The 19,128-nt window shown below is 70.0% G+C and carries 17 protein-coding genes; 16 read left to right on the top strand and 1 reads right to left on the bottom strand.

Going from position 1 to position 19,128, the window contains the following annotated elements; translation table 11 throughout:
* The first annotated feature begins 12 nt into the window (after positions 1 to 12).
* Both fmt and ACLQ2Q_RS04325 read left to right on the top strand, forming a co-directional pair.
* Positions 13 to 933, top strand: coding sequence for a methionyl-tRNA formyltransferase (fmt, locus tag ACLQ2Q_RS04330; RefSeq protein ID WP_425818283.1), 921 nt, complete (start codon positions 13 to 15; stop codon positions 931 to 933).
* Positions 930 to 2,300, top strand: a complete 1,371-nt coding sequence (locus tag ACLQ2Q_RS04325) for an RsmB/NOP family class I SAM-dependent RNA methyltransferase (protein ID WP_425818281.1) — start codon at positions 930 to 932, stop codon at positions 2,298 to 2,300. Before fmt ends, ACLQ2Q_RS04325 begins: the two co-directional genes overlap by 4 nt.
* 7 nt (positions 2,301 to 2,307) lie before the next feature.
* On the opposite strand, the gene glsA is transcribed toward ACLQ2Q_RS04325, so the two are convergent.
* Positions 2,308 to 3,465, bottom strand: coding sequence for a glutaminase A (glsA, locus tag ACLQ2Q_RS04320; protein ID WP_425818279.1), 1,158 nt, complete (start codon positions 3,463 to 3,465; stop codon positions 2,308 to 2,310).
* Positions 3,466 to 3,546: 81 nt separating this feature from the next.
* Between glsA and rpe the strand changes: the two genes are divergently transcribed.
* The 14 genes from rpe (at position 3,547) to pyk (ending at position 19,079) form a co-directional block, all read left to right on the top strand.
* Positions 3,547 to 4,227 carry a ribulose-phosphate 3-epimerase gene (gene rpe, locus ACLQ2Q_RS04315; protein WP_425818277.1) on the top strand — a complete coding sequence of 227 codons (681 nt, stop codon included), beginning with the start codon at positions 3,547 to 3,549 and terminating at the stop codon, positions 4,225 to 4,227.
* A gap of 57 nt (positions 4,228 to 4,284) precedes the next feature.
* Entirely contained in the window at positions 4,285 to 4,548 is a 264-nt protein-coding gene (locus ACLQ2Q_RS04310; protein WP_425818275.1) for a phosphoribosyl-ATP diphosphatase, read from the top strand.
* Positions 4,549 to 4,597: 49 nt separating this feature from the next.
* On the top strand, positions 4,598 to 5,437 hold the full coding sequence (gene hisG, locus ACLQ2Q_RS04305) for an ATP phosphoribosyltransferase (protein ID WP_425818273.1): 840 nt from the start codon (positions 4,598 to 4,600) through the stop codon (positions 5,435 to 5,437).
* Positions 5,438 to 5,459: 22 nt separating this feature from the next.
* Positions 5,460 to 6,266, top strand: a complete 807-nt coding sequence (gene hisF / locus ACLQ2Q_RS04300) for an imidazole glycerol phosphate synthase subunit HisF (RefSeq protein WP_425818271.1) — start codon at positions 5,460 to 5,462, stop codon at positions 6,264 to 6,266.
* A complete protein-coding gene (hisI, locus tag ACLQ2Q_RS04295; RefSeq protein ID WP_425818269.1) occupies positions 6,263 to 6,664 on the top strand; it encodes a phosphoribosyl-AMP cyclohydrolase in 402 nt (133 codons plus the stop codon). The genes hisF and hisI overlap by 4 nt, the downstream gene beginning before the upstream one ends.
* On the top strand, positions 6,664 to 7,308 hold the full coding sequence (locus ACLQ2Q_RS04290) for a Trp biosynthesis-associated membrane protein (protein ID WP_425818267.1): 645 nt from the start codon (positions 6,664 to 6,666) through the stop codon (positions 7,306 to 7,308). The genes hisI and ACLQ2Q_RS04290 overlap by 1 nt, the downstream gene beginning before the upstream one ends.
* Positions 7,309 to 7,358: 50 nt before the next feature.
* Positions 7,359 to 7,589, top strand: a complete 231-nt coding sequence (locus tag ACLQ2Q_RS04285) for a DUF6704 family protein (protein WP_425818265.1) — start codon at positions 7,359 to 7,361, stop codon at positions 7,587 to 7,589.
* Between the two features lie 2 nt (positions 7,590 to 7,591).
* Positions 7,592 to 8,368: an indole-3-glycerol phosphate synthase TrpC gene (trpC, locus tag ACLQ2Q_RS04280; protein WP_425818263.1), complete on the top strand. Its 777-nt coding sequence runs from the start codon at positions 7,592 to 7,594 to the stop codon at positions 8,366 to 8,368.
* On the top strand, positions 8,365 to 9,624 hold the full coding sequence (gene trpB / locus ACLQ2Q_RS04275) for a tryptophan synthase subunit beta (RefSeq protein WP_425818261.1): 1,260 nt from the start codon (positions 8,365 to 8,367) through the stop codon (positions 9,622 to 9,624). The genes trpC and trpB overlap by 4 nt, the downstream gene beginning before the upstream one ends.
* Complete coding sequence (gene trpA / locus ACLQ2Q_RS04270; RefSeq protein WP_425818259.1) at positions 9,621 to 10,439, top strand: tryptophan synthase subunit alpha; 819 nt, start codon at positions 9,621 to 9,623, stop codon at positions 10,437 to 10,439. The genes trpB and trpA overlap by 4 nt, the downstream gene beginning before the upstream one ends.
* Before the next feature lie 10 nt (positions 10,440 to 10,449).
* Positions 10,450 to 11,439: a prolipoprotein diacylglyceryl transferase gene (lgt, locus tag ACLQ2Q_RS04265; protein WP_425818257.1), complete on the top strand. Its 990-nt coding sequence runs from the start codon at positions 10,450 to 10,452 to the stop codon at positions 11,437 to 11,439.
* A gap of 79 nt (positions 11,440 to 11,518) precedes the next feature.
* Positions 11,519 to 16,093, top strand: coding sequence for a glutamate synthase large subunit (gene gltB / locus ACLQ2Q_RS04260; RefSeq protein ID WP_425818255.1), 4,575 nt, complete (start codon positions 11,519 to 11,521; stop codon positions 16,091 to 16,093).
* Positions 16,086 to 17,552 (top strand): glutamate synthase subunit beta, encoded by a 1,467-nt coding sequence (locus ACLQ2Q_RS04255; protein WP_425818253.1) that lies wholly within the window; start codon positions 16,086 to 16,088, stop codon positions 17,550 to 17,552. Before gltB ends, ACLQ2Q_RS04255 begins: the two co-directional genes overlap by 8 nt.
* Positions 17,553 to 17,630: 78 nt before the next feature.
* Positions 17,631 to 19,079 (top strand): pyruvate kinase, encoded by a 1,449-nt coding sequence (gene pyk, locus ACLQ2Q_RS04250; RefSeq protein ID WP_425818251.1) that lies wholly within the window; start codon positions 17,631 to 17,633, stop codon positions 19,077 to 19,079.
* Positions 19,080 to 19,128: the final 49 nt, after the last annotated feature.

Here is a 19,128-nt window from a genome sequence, read left to right as displayed (position 1 = left end):
CGAGGAGGCGTCGTGCGGCTGATCTTCGCCGGGACGCCCGACGTCGCCGTGCCTTCGCTGCGTGTGCTCGCGGCATCCGACCACGACATCGCGACCGTCGTCACGCGCCCCGACGCGCCGATCGGCCGCAGACGGGTGCTGACACCGTCACCCGTCGCCGCAGCGGCGGAGGAGCTCGGCCTGCCCGTGTTGAAGACGGCGCGGCTCGACGAAGCGGCTACCGCCCGGCTCGCGACCACGGATGCCGAACTCGGGGTGATCGTCGCTTACGGCGGGCTGGTGCGCGAACCGCTGCTGTCGATGCCCGAGCACGGCTGGATCAACCTGCACTTCTCGCTCCTTCCCCGCTGGCGGGGCGCCGCACCGGTCCAGCACGCACTGATCGCGGGCGACGAGGAGACCGGCGCGAGCGTCTTCCGCCTGGTGGCAGAACTCGACGCGGGGGATGTGTTCGAGGAGCGCCGCTACGCCGTGCCCGCGAGGGCGACGGCGGGGGTGGTGCTGAACGACCTCGCCGGTCTCGGCGCCGAACTGCTGCGCGACGTCGTCGCCGCCATCGAGGGCGGCAGAGCGGTGGCGATTCCGCAGGCAGGGGCCGCGACCTTCGCCCCGAAGCTGACCGAGGCCGACGGAGCGGTCGACTGGAACGAGCCGGCCGACCGAGTGGCGGGTCGCATCCGCGGCGTCACACCGGAACCCGGCGCACACACCACCGTCGCGGGGATCCGCATCAAACTGCTCGATGCCGAGGTGCCGGAGGGCGAGGTGCTGCTCAAGCCGGGCGAGATCGCGGGCCACGGCCGCGACATCCTGATCGGCACGGCCACGCAGTCGATCTCCGTCTCGAAGGTGCAGCCCGCCGGCAGACCGGTGATGTCATCCGGCGACTGGTGGCGCGGGGTGCGCAGCAGCCAAGTGCGGGCGGGGACATGAGCGCCGTCCAGCCGGCGCGGCGGGTGGCCTATGAGACCCTTCGAGCCGTGCACGAGTCCGACGCATACGCGAACCTCCTGCTGCCGAGGGCCATCGCCCGCGCCGGTCTGTCGACGCAGGATGCGGCTCTCGCCACCGAGCTCACGTACGGCACCCTGCGCCGCCAGGGCACGTACGACGCGATCATCACGGAGGCGTCGTCGCGAAACGTGCATGAGATCGACCCGCCGGTGCTGGATGCGCTCCGCCTCGCGGTGCACCAGCTGCTGCACACGCGCGTCGCCTCGCACGCGGCCGTGAACGAGTCCGTCTCGCTCGCCCGCGAGGCTGTGGGGAACTCGGCGACCGGGTTCACCAACGCGGTGCTCCGGCGCGTCGCGCGGGAGACGCCGGGGGAGTGGATGTCGAGGATCGACGCCGCCGCGCGCTCCGACGACGAACGCCTGGGACTGCACACCGCTCACCCGGTCTGGATCGTGCGCGCCTTCCGCCGCGCCCTCGCCGCCGAGGGGCGCGCCGACGAGCTCGACGCGCTGCTCGCGGCCGACAACGTTTCGCCAGGGGTGACCATGGCGGCGCTCCCCGGCCTCAGTGAGTCGCCCGACGGGGCGCAGCGCACGCCCTATTCGCCGATCGGCTTCCGCCTCGGCGGCGGCGACCCGGATCCGGTGGTGCGCGCCTCCGAGGGGCGCGTCCGCGTGCAGGACGAGGGGTCCCAGCTGGCCGCGCTCGCGCTCACCCGGGCGACGGCGGTCCGCGAGGGGGAGCGGTGGCTCGACCTCTGTGCCGGCCCCGGCGGCAAGACGGCCGTGCTCGCGGCCGAAGCCCTGGCCGGCGGCGCCGTCCTCGAGGCCAACGAGATCATGCCTGCCCGCGCCGGGCTGGTGCGTGCGGCCATCGCCGGCGTTCCGCTGACCGTGGAGGTCTCGGAGGAGGACGGACGCGATCGCGCCCGCCGGGCCCTCGGCCGCTACGACCGCATCCTCGTCGACGCTCCCTGTACGGGCCTCGGCGCCCTGCGGCGCCGACCCGAGGCCCGGTGGCGCAAGACCCCTTCCGACGTGCCGGATCTCGCCCGTCTGCAGGCGGGGCTGGTGGATGCCGCGCTGAGGGCGCTCGCACCCGGGGGCATCGTGGCCTACGTCACGTGCTCCCCGCATCTGGCCGAGACCTCCGCTGTGGTGGCGGACGCCCGGCGGGCGTGGGGGGACCGCATCGAGGAGCTCGACGCCCGGGCCGTGCTGGAGGGACTCAGCGAGAGTCCACTCGATCTGCCGGCCCCTGCCGACGGCTCCGGCCGGGCCCAGCTGTGGCCCCACCGGCACGGCACGGATGCCATGTTCATCTCACTGCTGCGCCGGGTCTGAGCGGCCTTCAGCTGCGGATTCGCACGCGGTCGGTCTCGCCGAGCTGCGTCCGCAGCACCACGAGCACCGCGGGGTGCGTGCGAGCCAGGTCGCTGCCGTCGATGACGATGTTCTCGGTGTCGCCGAGTTCGCCGATCACCGACAGCACCCGTTCCACCCCGCTGATCCCGAGCTCGCCGCCCAGATGGAGCACCGTCTCGCCGTCAGCCCGCTCCACCCGGATGGCGGGCTCCGCGATCGCTGCGTGCGATTCGAGGAGGTGCATCTCGAAGTCGTCGGAGAGCCTCTCCAGCGCGGCGGTCGCGCGAACGCTGTTCCCGTGCCTGTCCAGCCGCGGGCTGAAGACGCCCACACCGAACTGCGACGGGGCGACCGCGAGCAGTCCGCCGCTCACGCCGCTCTTGGCCGGCAGGCCGACGCGCAGCAGCCACTCGCCCGAGAAGTCGTACATGCCGCAGCTGGACATCACCGACACGACGTCGCGCGCGACCGCGGGTGAGACGACCTGCTCACCGGTCGTCGGGTTGCGCCCGCCGAACGCCAGGGTCGCGGCCATCACCGCGAGATCCCGCGTCGTGACGAGCACCGAGCACTGCCGGAAGTACACCTCGAGTGCCTCGTCCACGTCGCCGGTGATGATGTCGTACGAGCGCATCAGGTGACCGAGCGCGCGGTTGCGGTGGCCCGTCTGCGACTCCGAGCGGTACACCGACTCGTCGATCCACAGCGAGCGCCCCGCGAATCGGGACAGCCCCGCCACGATCGTCGCGGTGCGTCCGTCGATGCCCTCGCCCGGCAGGAGCGACGTCGTGGCGATGGCACCGGCGTTCACGAGCGGGTTCGCGGGGCGGCCCGTCGCCGGCTCGAGGCTGATCGCGTTGAAGGGCTCGCCGCTGGGCTCCACGCCGACGCGGCGAAACACCTCCTCCCTCCCCAGGTGTGCGAGGGCCAGCGCCAGCACGAACGGCTTGGAGACCGATTGGATGCTGAACTCCACATGATCGTCACCGACCGACAGGACGGCCCCCCGCGGCCCGACGATCGCCAGGGCGAGGTGGTCGGGGTCGGCGGCGGCCAGCTCCGGGATGTACTGGGCGGTCTGGCCGTCGTCGTTCGGGCGGATGTCGGAGACGATGCCGTCGAGGAGCTGCAGGATGGGGTCCACGCCCTGAGACTATCGACGCCGGCGGTGTCGAAGGGGGCACTTCGATGGGGGCACTATCGACGCGGTCGACATAATGGAGCAGTGCCCCCGATCGAAGACGCGCAGCCTCGCATCAACCCCAGCATCCTGGCCGCCGACTTCGTGAACATGCAGTCGGAGCTCGCCCGGATCCCCGGCGCCGACTTCGTGCACGTCGACGTCATGGACAACCACTTCGTGCCGAACCTGACGTTCGGCCCGCAGATGGTCGAGCGGGTGCAGGCGACGAGCCCCGTGCCGCTGGACGTGCACCTGATGATCACCGACCCCGCCCGCTGGGCGCCCGGCTACGCCGAGCTCGGGGCGGCATCCGTCACCTTCCATCTCGAGGCGGCGACCGAACCCGTGGCGCTCGCGCGTCGGCTGCGCGACATCGGCGCGCGGGCGGGCGTCGCGGTGAAGCCGGGCACACCCGTCGAGGGGCTCTTCCCGGTGCTCGACGAGTTCGATCAGATCCTCGTGATGACCGTCGAGCCCGGCTTCGGCGGTCAGTCGTTCATGCCCGAGACGATGCCCAAGCTGCGGATGCTGGCCGACGAGGCCCGCCGCCGGGGAAGCGCCGTCTGGCTCCAGGTCGACGGCGGGATCGGTGAGTCCACCATCGCCCAGGCGGCCGAGGCCGGAGCCGACACGTTCGTCGCCGGGTCCGCTGTCTTCGGCGCCGAGAACCCGGATGCGGCGATCGCGGCCCTCCGCTCGACGGCCGCTCGTCACAGCCACTGAACCAGGGCCGGTCGTTCCGCGAACGTGGGGCGTCCCACCGCCCGGTACCCTGGCAGGGTGAAGACTTTCGACGAGCTGTTCGCCGAGCTCGGCGACCGGGCGATCGAGCGACCCGCGGGCTCGAGCACGGTGGCACTGCTCGACGCCGGGGTGCACGCGATCGGCAAGAAGATCGTCGAAGAGGCTGCCGAGGTGTGGATGGCCGCGGAGTACGAGTCGACGGACGAGGCCGCCGAGGAGATCTCTCAGCTGCTCTACCACCTGCAGGTGATGATGCTCTCGAAGGGCATCTCGCTCGAGGATGTCTACCGACATCTCTGACGCCGAGCCCCGCCACCTGTTCTCTCCGACACCGAAAGCCGCCGCATCCATGTTGCGTATCGCAGTGCCCAACAAGGGGTCCCTGGCCGACACCGCCTCCGAGATGCTCGCGGAGGCGGGGTACACGCTTCGCCGCGATCCCAAGGACCTGCATGTCCTCGACCCGCACAACGGCGTCGAATTCTTCTACCTCCGCCCTCGCGACATCGCGACGTACGTGGGATCCGGCGCGCTGGATGTCGGGATCACGGGGCGCGACCTGCTGCTGGATGCCCGGATGCCGGCGCGCGAGATCGAGGCGCTCGGCTTCGCGGACTCCACCTTCCGGTTCGCCGGTCCACCAGGCCGCTTCTCCGAGCTGAAGGACCTCGAGGGCGTGCGTGTCGCGACGGCATATCCCGGCCTCGTCGACGGCTACCTCGACGAGCACGGCGTCGCCGTCGATCTGGTGCCGCTGGACGGTGCGGTCGAGTCCGCCGTGCGGCTGGGCGTCGCGGATGCCGTGGCCGACGTGGTGTCGACGGGCACGACCCTCAAGCAGGCGGGCCTCGAGATCTTCGGACCCGTTCTGCTCGAGTCCGAGGCCGTGCTGATCAGCGCGCCGGAAGAGGTCGACGGCACAGAGACGCTGCTTCGTCGCCTCCGGGGCGTGATGGTCGCTCGCAGCTACGTCATGGTCGACTACGACCTGCCGGCGGCGCTGGTGGAGACGGCCGTCGCGGTCGCTCCCGGGATCGAGTCGCCGACGATCTCGCCCCTGCGCGATCCGGCGTGGGTCGCGGTGCGGGTGATGAGCCCGCGCAAGGGCGTGAACCAGGTGATGGACTCCCTCTATGCCATCGGCGCGCGCGCGATCATCGTGACCGAGATCCACAACGCGAGGCTGTAGGCGCTGTGAACCGGCGGTCGATATGAGCCTCGTGTGCCGCGTCATCCCGTGCCTCGACGTGAACGCGGGGCGCGTGGTGAAGGGCGTGAACTTCCAGAACCTGCGCGACATGGGCGATCCGGTCGAGCTCGCCCAGCGGTACTACGAGCAGGGTGCGGACGAGATCACCTTCCTGGATGTCACCGCGACCGTCGACGCGCGCTCGACGACGTACGACGTCGTGCGCCGCACGGCCGAGCAGGTCTTCATCCCGCTCACGGTCGGCGGGGGAGTGCGCGCCGCTGACGACGTCGCACGCCTTCTGGCGGTCGGGGCCGACAAGATCGGCGTGAACTCGGCGGCGATCGCGCGACCGGCTCTGCTGGACGAGATCGCCGACCGCTTCGGGGCGCAGGTGCTCGTGCTCTCGCTGGACGTGAAGCGCTCGGCGGCGACGGCGAGCGGTTTCGTCGTGACGACGCACGGCGGACGCACGGAGACCAGCCTCGACGCGCTGGAGTGGGCGCGCGAGGCGATCGAGCGCGGAGCCGGCGAGCTGCTGGTCAACTCCATCGACGCCGACGGCACCAAACAGGGGTTCGACCTGGAGCTCATCCGGCTGATGCGCGAGGTCTCCAGCGTTCCGGTGATCGCGTCGGGCGGCGCCGGTGCGGCCCCGCATTTCGCGCCGGCGATCCGTGCGGGCGCGGATGCCGTGCTGGCCGCGAGCGTCTTCCACTCCGGCTCCCTCACCGTCGGCGATGTGAAGGATGCCCTTCAGGCCGAGGGGATCGACGTGCGATCCACTGCGCTGCAGGAGCGAGAAGCCCACGAGGGGAGCGATACGTGAGCGATATCGAGCGAGACGACACCGACGCCCGGATCGCGCGGGTCGCCTTCAACGACGATGGGCTCGTCGCGGCCATCATCCAGCAGTGGGACACCCGCGAGGTGCTCATGCTGGGCTGGATGGATGCCGAAGCGCTCAGACGCACGCTGACCACCGGGCGCGTCACCTTCTGGTCCCGCTCGCGCCAGGAGTACTGGCGGAAGGGCGACACGTCCGGGCACACCCAGCACGTACACGGTGCGCGGCTCGACTGCGACGGCGACGCCGTGCTGATCGAGGTGCACCAGGTGGGTCCGGTTTGCCACACCGGCACCCGGACCTGCTTCGATGCCGACGACCTGCACCCGGTTCTCGGCGCCGAACCGACCGTCGCAGCCGACGCGGTGAGCTCCCCGTGATGCGCAGGGCGCGCCTTCTCGCGGTGACCGTCGTGCTCGCCGTCGGCGCGCTCGGCACCATCTCGTCCACCCAGACGTGGTTGTCGGTCACGCTTCGCCAGGGACCGGACGGCGCCCTTCTGGTGCCGGGGGCCGCGGCTCTGCCGGTGCTCGCCCCTCTTAGCCTCGCCGTGCTCGCCCTCGGGGCGGCGCTGTCAATCGTGGGACTGGTCCTGCGCTACGCCTTCGGGGCTCTGACCGTCGTGATCGCCGGCGTGCTGGCATGGCTGACGGGCGTCGTGGTGTTCCAGCGACCACCCTCCGCCGCCGCCTCGACGGTCACCGAGGCCACCGGCATCACCGGCCTCGACGCGGTGGCCGAGCTGGTCGAGCGCGTCACCCTCACGCCGTGGCCGGCGGTGACCCTCATCGCGTGGATGGTGCTGCTCGCGGCGGGAGCCTTCGTCATCGCGACGGCCAGCACCTGGAAGGGCGCCGGGCGCCGCTACCGCACCGATGCCGCCGCGGCGACCGCGGCGCCGGCATCCGGCTCGACGCCCACCTCGGCGTCCGCCGTCGCGTCCCCCTCGGCATCCGCCTCGACTCCGCTGGATGCCGTCGACTCATGGGACGGCCTGTCGCGAGGCGAAGATCCCACACGCTGAACGTCCCCGCTAGACTGAAAAGCGCCCGCACAGCCCCCTCGGAGGAGACTATGAGCAACCCAGACGGCGACCCCGGCCACGGACACTCGCCCGCCGCGTGGACAGCCGTGACGATCATGCTCGTCGCGTTCACCATCGGCACGGTGGCGTTCTTCTTCGACTGGGCATGGCTCGTGTGGGCCTCCGCAGCTCTCGTGGTCGTCGGTCTGATCGTCGGCTGGGCCCTGGCCAAGGCCGGCTACGGCGTCGGCGGCGACAAAGTCCTCGCGAAAGAGCACTGATCATGCTCGCCGACCTCACGGCCGGCGCTGTCGAAGACGCAGAGGCGCGTGCCACCTCGCGTCCGCTCGCCGTCGTCGAGCGTGCCGCCCTCGAGGCACCCGCAGCCCGCGACGCCTACGCCGCGCTCGCTCCCAGCGAGCGCGTCAAGATCATCGCCGAGGTCAAGCGGGCGAGTCCTTCGCGCGGCGACCTCGCCAGCATCCCGGACCCCGCCCTGCAGGCGAGCCTCTACGAGCAGGGCGGCGCTTCGGCGATCAGCGTGCTGACCGAGGCCCGGCGGTTCAAGGGCAGCCTGGCCGACCTCGTCGCGGTCCGGAACGCGGTGTCGGTCCCGGTGCTGCGCAAGGATTTCATCGCGACCCCGTACCAGGTGTTCGAGGCCCGGGCCGCCGGGGCCGATCTCGTGCTGCTCATCGTGGCGGCCCTTCCGCAGCCCGTCCTGACCGAGCTCCACGCCTTGACCCTGCAGCTCGGGATGACGCCGCTCGTCGAGACGCATTCGGCCGACGAGGTGTCGCGTGCGACAGACATCGGCGCCCGGCTCGTCGGCGTGAACGCCCGCGACCTGTCGACGTTCGAGCTCGACCGCGGCCTGTTCGGGCGCCTGGCCGACCGCATCCCGGCCGGCGCGATCAAGATCGCGGAATCCGCCGTCCTCCACCCGGATGACGTCGCCCACTACCGGCGCGCGGGCGCCGACGTCGTCCTCGTAGGGGAGGCTCTCGTGACCGGTGATCCCATCACCACGCTCCGCGATTTCCTGGCGGTGCCCAAGTGAGCCTCCGCGAGGCCACGGGGCCGTTCTTCGGTGAGTTCGGCGGGCGGTACATGCCCGAGTCGCTGATCGCCGCGATCGACGAGTTGACAGTCGCCTACGAGGCGGCGATGGCGGACGACGGCTTCAAGGGCGAGCTCTCCGAACTGCTGCGCTCCTACGCCGGCCGCCCATCCATCGTGACCGAGGTGCCGCGCTTCGCCGAGCACGCCGGTGGGGCGCGTGTCTTCCTCAAGCGCGAGGACTTGAACCACACGGGCTCGCACAAGATCAACAACGTGCTCGGCCAGGCGCTGCTCACGAAGAAGCTCGGCAAGACGCGCGTGATCGCCGAGACGGGAGCCGGACAGCACGGCGTCGCCACCGCGACCGCCGCCGCCCTCTTCGGTTTCGAGTGCACGATCTACATGGGCGAGGTCGACACCGAGCGCCAGGCGCTCAACGTCGCGCGCATGCGGCTGCTCGGCGCGGAGGTCATCCCCGTCACGACGGGATCCCGCACGCTCAAGGACGCCATCAACGACGCATACCGCGACTGGGTGGCCAGCGTCGAGACGACGAACTACATCTTCGGCACCGCCGCGGGCCCGCATCCGTTTCCCGCGATGGTCCGCGACTTCCAGAAGGTCATCGGCGAAGAGGCCCGCGCCCAGCTGCTCGAAGAGGTCGGCCGCCTGCCGGATGCCGTCGTGGCATGCGTCGGCGGCGGCTCGAACGCGATCGGGATGTTCGACGCGTTCCTCGATGACGCCGATGTGAAGCTCTACGGGGTCGAGGCCGCCGGAGACGGCGTCGACACGGCGCGGCACGCGGCATCCATCGAGCGGGGGCGCGCCGGCGTGCTGCACGGTGCGCGGACGTTCGTGCTGATGGACGAAGACGGCCAGACCGTCGAGTCGCACTCGATCTCGGCCGGCCTCGACTATCCGGGCGTCGGTCCCGAGCACGCGTGGCTCGCGGCGATCGGACGCGCGGAGTACATCCCGGCGACGGACGACGAGGCGATGCAGGCGCTGCGCCTGCTGTCGCGGACCGAGGGCATCATCCCCGCGATCGAGTCCGCGCACGCACTGGCGGGGGCGCTGCGCCTCGGTCGCGAACTGGGCCCGGATGCCGTGATCGCCGTGTGCCTCTCGGGCCGCGGCGACAAGGACATGGACACCGCCGCCCGGTACTTCGAGCTCTACGACCGGGCCGCGGAGGACATCCTCGACGCCCCGCCGAACGACGCCGCCAAGGGCGAGGGGAGCAAACTGTGACCCGCGTCTCCGACGCGATCGACGCCGCGCACGCCGAAGGGCGCGGTGTACTGGTCGGATACCTGCCCGTCGGCTTCCCCGATCTGCAGACCAGCATCGATGCGGCGGTCGCCCTCGCCCAGAACGGCGCCGACATCCTCGAACTGGGCCCGCCCTACAGCGATCCCGTCATGGACGGGGCCGTCATCCAGGAAGCCACCCAGACGGCGCTCGCGGCCGGATTCCGGACGCGGGACCTCTTCACCGCGGTGCGCGAGATCACCAGCCGGGTCGATGTGCCCGTGCTCGTCATGACGTATTGGAACATGGTGCTGCAGTACGGGGTCGACCGCTACGCGGACGACCTGCTGGCGGCCGGTGGAGCGGGGCTCATCACCCCCGACATCACCCCGGAGGCAGCAGGAGACTGGATCGCCGCGAGCCGCCGGACCGGGCTCGACCGGGTGTTCCTCGCCGCGCCCACGTCCACGGATGAGCGCCTCGACCTCGTGGTGCAGAACTCCACGGGCTTCGTCTACACGGTCTCGACCATGGGCATCACGGGGGAGCGCGCCGAGCTGGATGCTGCGGCGCGCACGCTCGTGGAGCGCCTGCGCGCCCGCGGCGCGGACCACGCGTGCGTCGGCATCGGGATTTCCAACGCCGAGCAGGTGCGGGGAGTCCTCCGCTACGCCGACGGCGCCATCGTCGGAACCGCCCTCGTTCGCGCGCTTCGGGACGGCGGGCTCGACGGCCTCGCCGAGACGACGCGTGCGCTGGCCGCGGGAACCCGGCTGAGGCAGGACACGACAACGGACCGGGCGAGCGACAAGTAAACTCGCACGCATGACCCTCGCGCTTCCGCACGCCCTGACGAGCGTCGTCGCCAGCATCCCGAGTCCGCCGGTGAGCTACGTCGACGTCGGACCGCTGCGCATCCACTTCTACGCGCTCTGCATCATCGCGGGAATCATCGTCGCGGTCTTCCTGACGAACGCGCGGCTGACCCGGCGCGGCGCCGAGCCGTGGGTCGTCATCGACATCGCCCTGCTCGCGGTTCCCATCGCGATCATCGGCGCCCGCATCTTCCACGTGCTGACCCACCCAGGGTTCTACTTCGGCGAGGGCACCGATCCGTGGGCCGTGTTCCGCATCTGGGAGGGCGGCATCGCCATCTTCGGCGCCCTTCTCGGCGGCGCGGTCGGCGCCTTTCTCGGATGCCGGTGGACCGGCATCCGGTTCTGGACGTTCGCCGACGCCCTGGCGCCGGGGCTGCTCATCGCGCAGGCGCTCGGCCGCTTCGGCAACTGGTTCAATCAGGAGCTGTACGGCTTGCCCACCGACCTCCCGTGGGGTCTGGAGATCGACAGCGACAACCCCGCCTTCCCGATCGGACTGCCGGCCGACACGCTCTTTCACCCCACCTTCCTCTATGAAGTGATCTGGAACCTGCTGGGTGCCGCCGTGCTGCTGTGGGCCGGTCGTCGATTCCGGCTGCAGTGGGGACGCCTGTTCGGTCTGTACCTCATCTGGTACGGCGCCGGACGCATCGTCTGGGAGTCGATCCGCATCGACCCGAGCGAGATCTTCTTCGGCCTCCGCACCAACGTGTGGGCCTCGATCATCGCCGTCCTGATCGGCATCGTGATCGTCGTGGTGCAGAAGCGTCGTCACCCCGGCTTCGAGCCTTCCCCGTACGTGCCGGGGAGAGCGTGGTCCCCGGCGGGGGCGGTACAATCGGATGGTACCCCCGACGACTTCGTCGATGTGAGCGAGCCGCCCGCAGCCGAAGACGCATCACGAGACACCGCCACAAGCACAGTCGCCGCTAAGTAGAACGAGCTTCAATCTCGTACCTGCACTCTCCAGAGGGCCGACGTCGTCCCATTTGAGCTTCAACGTGAGGACGGTTGACATGGCTTCGAGCCCACGTCACGGCGCCCTCGGCGCCTTTCCCGAGAAGCAGGGAATGTACAACCCGGCGTTCGAGAAGGACGCCTGCGGCCTGGCCATGGTCGCGACGCTTCGAGGCGTACCCGGTCACGACATCATCGACCTCGCCCTGACGGCGCTGCGCAACCTCGAGCACCGCGGTGCGATCGGCTCGGATGCCGGCACCGGCGACGGCGCGGGCATCCTGACCCAGATGCCCGACGCGTTCCTTCGCGAGGTCGCCGATTTCGAGCTTCCCGCCGTCGGCGAGTACGCCGCGGGCATGATCTTCCTGCCCCGTGACGACGAGGAGCGCGCCGCACAGAAGGCGGGCATCGAGCACATCGCCGAGTCCGAGAACCTCGTCGTGCTCGGGTGGCGCGAGGTGCCGACCGAGCAGTCGCACCTCGGCAAGCTGGCCTTCAACGCGCGGCCGGAGTTCGAGCAGCTCTTCGTCGCACGGCCGGCGGTCGGCGATGCACCCGCGCTGTCGGGCATCGCGCTCGATCGCCGGGTGTTCCGGCTGCGCAAGCGCGCCGGACTCGAGCTCGGCGCATACTTCGTCTCGCTCTCCTCGCGCACGCTCGGGTACAAGGGCATGGTCACCACGCTGCAGCTCGAGCCGTTCTACCCCGACCTGCAGGACGAGCGGTTCGCCTCGGAGCTCGCGGTGGTGCACTCCCGCTACTCGACCAACACCTTCCCGTCGTGGCCGCTCGCGCAGCCGCTGCGCATGCTCGCCCACAACGGCGAGATCAACACCGTGAACGGCAACCGCAACTGGATGCGCGCCCGACAGTCCCAGCTGGAATCGGAACTCCTCGGCGACATCCGCCCGCTGCTGCCGATCTGCACCCCGGGTGCCAGCGACTCCGCGTCGTTCGACGAGGTGCTCGAGCTGCTCACCCTGACGGGACGAAGCCTGCCGCACGCCATCATGATGATGGTGCCGGAGGCCTACGAGAAGCAGGCGGACATCGACCCGCAGCTGCGCGCCTTCTACGACTTCCACTCCATGCAGATGGAGCCGTGGGACGGCCCCGCCGCACTCATCTTCACCGACGGCACGCTGGTCGGCGCCACCCTCGACCGGAACGGGCTGCGTCCGGGTCGCTGGACCGAGACGACCGACGGGTTCGTCGTGATCGGCAGCGAGACGGGCGTGCTCGACTTCGAGCCCGAGCGCATCAAGCGCCGCGGGCGTCTGCGCCCCGGGCGCATGTTCCTCGTCGACACCGCCGCCGGCCGCATCGTCGAAGACGACGAGATCAAGGCCGAGCTCGCCTCGCTGCAGCCGTGGCAGGAGTGGCTCGACAAGGGCACCGTCCGCCTCGCCGACCTCCCCGACCGCGAGCACATCGTGCATCCCATCGCCTCCATCACCCGTCGCCAGCGCACCTTCGGCTACACGGAGGAGGAGGTGCGCATCCTGCTCATGCCCATGGGCCAGACCGGCGCGGAGCCGCTCGGGGCGATGGGCAGCGACACCCCGATCGCCGTGCTCAGCGAGCGTCCTCGCCTGCTGTTCGACTACTTCACGCAGCAGTTCGCCCAGGTCACGAATCCGCCGCTGGACTCCATCCGCGAAGAGGTCGTCACGAGCCTCAAGCTCGGCCTCGGCCCGGAGCGGAACCTGCTGGACTGGGGACCGGAGCACGCGCGCTCGGTCACGCTGGATTTCCCGGTGATCAACAACGACGAGCTCGCGAAGATCCAGCACATCGACACCGCCCTCCCCGGACGCAGCTCGGTGACGATCCGCGGCCTCTACCGCGTAGAGGCCGGACGCAAGGGCATGGAGAAGCGCATCGCCCAGATGTGCCTCGAGGTGGACCAGGCGATCGAGGACGGCGCAGAGCTCATCGTGCTCTCCGACCGCGACTCGAACAAGGACCTGGCCCCCATCCCGTCGCTGCTCATGCTGGCCGCGGTGCACCACCACCTCATCCGCAACGAGACGCGGATGAAGGTCGGCCTGGTGGTCGAGGCCGGCGACGTGCGGGAGGTCCATCACGTCGCGACCCTGATCGGCTACGGCGCATCCGCCGTCAACCCCTACCTGGCCATGGAGACGGTCGAGTACCTCGTGCGCGCCGGCTACATCACCGGCGTGACCCCCGAGAAGGCCGTCAAGAACCTGATCTACGCGCTCGGCAAGGGCGTGCTGAAGATCATGTCGAAGATGGGGATCTCGACCGTGTCGTCCTACGCCGGCGCGCAGGTCTTCGAGGCCGTGGGGCTGTCGGACGAGTTCGTGAAGGCGTACTTCACCGGCACCGAGAGCAAGCTCGGCGGGGTGGGCATCGACGTGATCGCCACCGAGAACGCCGCCCGTCACGCCTACGCGTACCCCGAGGACGGCGCGGCCCGCGCCCACGAGCGCCTCTGGACCGGCGGCGAGTACCAGTGGCGGCGCGACGGCTCGCCCCACCTCTTCAACCCGGACACCGTCTTCCGCCTGCAGCACGCCACCCGCTCCCGCCGCTACGACATCTTCCGCGAGTACACGCAGCTCGTCGACGATCAGGCCCAGGAGCTGAAGACCCTGCGCGGGCTCTTCAAGCTGCGCTCCGGCGCTCGCAAGCCCGTGCCGCTCGGTGACGTCGAGCCCGTGTCATCCATCGTCAAGCGCTTCTCGACGGGTGCGATGAGCTACGGCTCCATCTCGAAGGAAGCCCACGAAACGCTCGCCATCGCGATGAACTCCATCGGCGCCAAGTCGAACACCGGGGAAGGCGGCGAGGATGTCGACCGCCTGCTGAGCGAGGACCGACGCAGCGCCATCAAGCAGGTCGCCTCGGGCAGGTTCGGTGTGACGAGCCTGTACCTCACCAAGTCGGATGACATCCAGATCAAGCTCGCCCAGGGCGCCAAGCCGGGGGAGGGCGGACAGCTTCCACCGACGAAGGTGTACCCGTGGGTCGCCCGCACGCGCCACGCGACCGCGGGCGTGGGCCTGATCTCGCCCCCGCCGCACCACGACATCTACTCGATCGAGGACCTCAAGCAGCTGATCTTCGACCTCAAGCGGTCGAATCCCGAGGCGCGCATCCACACCAAGCTGGTGAGCCAGTCGGGGATCGGTGCCGTCGCCGCCGGCGTTGCGAAGGCCCTGAGCGATGTCATCCTGGTCTCCGGGCACGACGGCGGAACGGGCGCCAGCCCACTGAACTCGCTGAAGCACGCGGGAACACCGTGGGAGCTCGGGCTCGCCGAGACCCAGCAGACGCTGATGCTCAACGGCATGCGGAACCGGGTGGTCGTGCAGGTCGACGGGCAGCTGAAGACCGGCCGCGACGTGATCATCGGCGCGCTGCTCGGGGCCGAGGAGTTCGGCTTCGCGACCGCGCCGCTGGTCGTCAGCGGCTGCATCATGATGCGCGTCTGCCACCTCGACACCTGCCCGGTCGGCGTCGCGACCCAGAACCCGGTGCTGCGCGAGCGCTTCACGGGCAAGCCCGAGTTCGTCGTGAACTTCATGGAGTTCATCGCCGAAGAGGTGCGCGAGTACCTGGCCGAGCTGGGCTTCCGCTCGCTCGACGAGGCGATCGGCCACAACGAGCTGCTCGACATCAACGGCGCCGTCGAGCACTGGAAGGCATCCGGACTCGACCTCGCGCCGATCCTCGAGGGACCCGCGTTCTCGGAGGACGAGCCGCGCCGCAACACCCACGGGCAGGACCACGAGCTGCACGAGCACTTCGACGTGCAGCTGATCGAGCGCGCCCAGGACGTGATCGCACACGGCGGCGAGATCGTGATCGAGCTTCCGGTGCGCAACACGGCCCGGGCCGTCGGCACCATGCTCGGCAACCGCGTGACCAAGGCCCACGGCGAGAACGGTCTGCCTTCGGGCTCGATCGTGGTGAACCTCACCGGGTCGGCAGGCCAGTCCTTCGGGGCCTTCATGCCCGCCGGCATCACGCTGCGCCTCGAGGGCGACTCGAACGACTACGTCGGAAAGGGACTCTCGGGTGGCCAGATCGTGATCCGGCCGCCTCGGCGTGCGACCTTCCCCGCATCCGAGAACGTCATCGCGGGCAACGTCATCGGCTACGGCGCCACGCAGGGCACCATGTTCCTCAGCGGCGTCGTCGGCGAGCGGTTCTTCGTGCGCAACTCCGGCGCCACCGCGGTCGTGGAGGGCGTCGGAGACCACGCCCTCGAATACATGACCGGCGGCCTCGCCGTCATCCTCGGCAAGACGGGTCGCAACCTCGGTGCCGGGATGAGCGGAGGCAGCGCCTACGTCTACAAGCTCGATGAGGCGCTCGTGAACCGCGAGGCGCTCGTGTCCGGAGAGCTCGTGCTGCAGGAGCTCGGCTCGGGCGACGTCGAGATCCTGCGCGACCTGCTGGAACAGCACGTCGCCGAAACCGACTCGGTGCTCGCGAAGGCGATGCTCGAGGACTTCGAATCCGAATCGCTCAACTTCGTGCGCGTGCTGCCTCGCGACTACGCGGCCGTGCTCGAAACCCGCCAGGCGGCCGTCGCCGAGGGGCTCGACCCCGACGGCGACGTCGTCTGGACACGCATCCTGGAGGTGACAGGTGGCTGACCCCAAGGGCTTCCTCAAGACGACGGAGCGCGAGCTGCCGCCCCGACGCCCGGTTCCCGTCCGGATCATGGACTGGAAAGAGGTGTACGAGTCGGCCGAGTCCGGCGTCATCCGCCGCCAGGCCGGTCGGTGCATGGACTGCGGCATCCCGTTCTGCCACAAGGGCTGTCCGCTCGGGAATCTCATCCCGGAGTGGAACGACCTGATGTGGCGCGGCGAGGGCCGGTCGGCCATCGAGCGCCTGCACGCCACGAACAACTTCCCCGAGTTCACGGGGCGCCTGTGCCCCGCTCCGTGCGAGAGCGCGTGCGTCCTGGGGATCAACCAGCCGGCGGTGACGATCAAGCAGATCGAGGTCTCGATCGCCGATGAGGCCTTCGCGAACGGCTGGGTCGAACCGGAGCCGCCCGCGCGCCTCACGGGCAAGACCGTCGCCGTCGTCGGCTCCGGTCCCGCCGGTCTCGCGGCCGCCCAGCAGCTCACCCGCGCCGGCCACACGGTGGCCGTCTACGAGCGCGATGACCGGATCGGTGGGCTCCTCCGCTACGGCATCCCCGACTTCAAGATGGAGAAGAAGCACCTCGAGGCCCGCCTCCGTCAGATGCGCGACGAGGGCACGCGCTTCCGCGCCGGTGTCACCATCGGCGTCGACATCTCCTGGAGCGACCTGCGCGGCCGCTACGACGCCGTCGTGATCGCCACCGGGGCGACGATCCCGCGCGAGCTCGCCATCCCGGGTCGCGACCTCGCGGGTGTGCACTTCGCGATGGAGTACCTCATCGAGTCGAACAAGGCCGTCGCGGGCGATCAGGTGCCGAACCAGATCAGCGCGGAAGGCAAGCACGTCATCGTGATCGGCGGCGGCGACACCGGCGCCGACTGCATCGGCACGGCACACCGCCAGGGTGCGCTCAGCGTCACCAACCTCGCGATCGGCGTGCAGCCGGCGACGTCGCGCCCGGAGCACCAGCCGTGGCCGATGGACCCGACGGTCTTCGAGGTGAGCTCGGCGCACGAAGAGGGCGGTGAGCGCATGTACCTCGCATCCACCGTGGAGTTCCTCTCCAACGGCGCCGGAGAGGTGCGCGCGCTGCGCGTGGCCGAGACCGAGTACGTCGACGGCCGGCGCGTTCCCAAGAGCGGCACCGAGCGCGAGATCCCCGCGGACCTCGTCCTCATCGCCATGGGCTTCACCGGCCCCGAGCGCACGGAGCTCGAGGAGCAGCTGCGACCGCAGTTCACCGGACGGGGCAACGTCGAGCGCGATGACCGGTACGAGACCTCGGTGTCCGGCGTCTTCGTCGCCGGCGACGCCGGTCGCGGTCAGTCGCTCATCGTCTGGGCGATCGCGGAGGGCCGCGCCGCCGCCGCACACGTGGACTCCTTCCTGATGGGGGAGACCGCCCTGCCGGCGCCCGTCCGCCCCCACGATGTCGCCATCGGGCTCCAGCCCGCGTAGGCTGGCGACGCATTTGCCGCCCTTTCAGGGCGTTCCCGATCTCCCCCCACATCACCAACCGACTCGGAGCACATACGGATGAGACGCGCCAAGATCGTCGCCACCCTTGGGCCGGCCACATCGTCGTACGAGATGGTTCGCTCCATCATCGACGCCGGCGTGGACGTCGCCCGCATGAACCTCAGCCACGGCGACTACTCGGTGCACGAGGCGAACTTCGCCAACGTGCGTCGTGCGGCGGATGACGCGGGCCGGCCTGTGGCCGTGCTCGTCGACCTGCAGGGCCCGAAGATCCGCCTCGGCAAGTTCGCCGACGGACCGCACGATCTGCAGGTCGGCGACATCTTCAAGATCACCACCGATGACATCCAGGGCACCAAGGAGATCGTCTCGACGACCTTCAAGGGGCTGCCCGACGACGTGAATCCCGGCGACTTCCTGCTGATCGACGACGGCAAGGTGCGCGTCGAGGTCGTCGAGGTCGAGGACAGGGTCGTGACCACCAAGGTCATCGTGGCGGGCCCGGTGTCCAACAACAAGGGCATCAACCTGCCCGGCGTCGCGGTCAACGTGCCTGCTCTGTCCGACAAGGACGAGGCGGACCTGCGGTGGGGCCTGCGCATCGGCGCCGACCTGATCGCGCTCTCGTTCGTGCGGAGCGCGAAGGACGTGCAGCGCGTGCACGTCATCATGGCCGAGGAGGGACGTCACGTCCCGGTGATCGCCAAGATCGAGAAGCCGCAGGCGGTCGACAACCTCGAAGAGATCATCGACGCGTTCGACGGCATCATGGTCGCCCGTGGCGACCTCGGCGTCGAGCTGCCGCTCGAGGCCGTGCCGATCGTGCAGAAGCGCGCGGTGGAGCTCTGCCGGCGCATGGCCAAGCCGGTCATCGTCGCGACGCAGATGCTGGAGTCGATGATCGACAACCCCGTCCCCACCCGGGCCGAGACCAGCGACGTGGCCAACGCCGTGCTCGACGGTGCCGACGCGGTCATGCTCTCGGGCGAGACGAGCGTCGGCAAGTATCCGGTGGTCGTCGTCGAGACGATGGCGAGGATCGTCGCATCGACGGAGGACCACGGTCTCGAGCGCATCGCGAAGCTGACGACCAAGCCCCGCACCCAGGGCGGGGCGATCACGCTCGCCGCGATGGAGGTCGCGGAGTTCGTCGAGGCGAAGTACCTCTGCATCTTCACCGAGTCGGGCGACACCGCACGCCGGATGTCGCGTCTGCGGCCGCACATCCCCATGATCGGCTTCACCCCCGAGCCGGCGATCCGTCGCCGCATGGCCCTGACCTGGGGCATCCAGTCGGCCCTCGTCGAGCACGTCGCCCACACCGACCGCATGTTCATCCAGGTCGATGACTACTTCCTCTCGAACGACCTCGCCAAGGTCGGCGACAAGGTGGTCGTGATCTCCGGATCGCCCCCCGGAATCATCGGCTCCACCAACGACATCCGCATCCACAAGATCGGCGACGCCGTGCACGGCAAGGCCCCGGTCTACAAGCTCGACGCATAACCGGCCCCGCAGCCACCCAGGGCACGTCTCCCGCTCCGGCGGGGGACGT

Source organism: Microbacterium sp. DT81.1 (genome assembly GCF_049844955.1).
In the GTDB taxonomy this organism is placed as follows: domain Bacteria; phylum Actinomycetota; class Actinomycetes; order Actinomycetales; family Microbacteriaceae; genus Microbacterium.
The sequence above is the reverse complement of the archived record's forward strand: the minus strand, read 5'-3'. Positions and strand labels throughout refer to the sequence as shown.

Coding starts and splice junctions, on each gene's coding strand:
- trpC (WP_425818263.1), top strand. CDS start 7,592: ATGCTCGCCGACCTCACGGCCGGCGCTGTCGAAGACGCAGAGGCGCGT.
- pyk (WP_425818251.1), top strand. CDS start 17,631: ATGAGACGCGCCAAGATCGTCGCCACCCTTGGGCCGGCCACATCGTCG.
- ACLQ2Q_RS04285 (WP_425818265.1), top strand. CDS start 7,359: ATGAGCAACCCAGACGGCGACCCCGGCCACGGACACTCGCCCGCCGCG.
- hisG (WP_425818273.1), top strand. CDS start 4,598: ATGTTGCGTATCGCAGTGCCCAACAAGGGGTCCCTGGCCGACACCGCC.
- hisF (WP_425818271.1), top strand. CDS start 5,460: ATGAGCCTCGTGTGCCGCGTCATCCCGTGCCTCGACGTGAACGCGGGG.
- lgt (WP_425818257.1), top strand. CDS start 10,450: ATGACCCTCGCGCTTCCGCACGCCCTGACGAGCGTCGTCGCCAGCATC.
- ACLQ2Q_RS04290 (WP_425818267.1), top strand. CDS start 6,664: ATGCGCAGGGCGCGCCTTCTCGCGGTGACCGTCGTGCTCGCCGTCGGC.
- ACLQ2Q_RS04325 (WP_425818281.1), top strand. CDS start 930: ATGAGCGCCGTCCAGCCGGCGCGGCGGGTGGCCTATGAGACCCTTCGA.
- gltB (WP_425818255.1), top strand. CDS start 11,519: ATGGCTTCGAGCCCACGTCACGGCGCCCTCGGCGCCTTTCCCGAGAAG.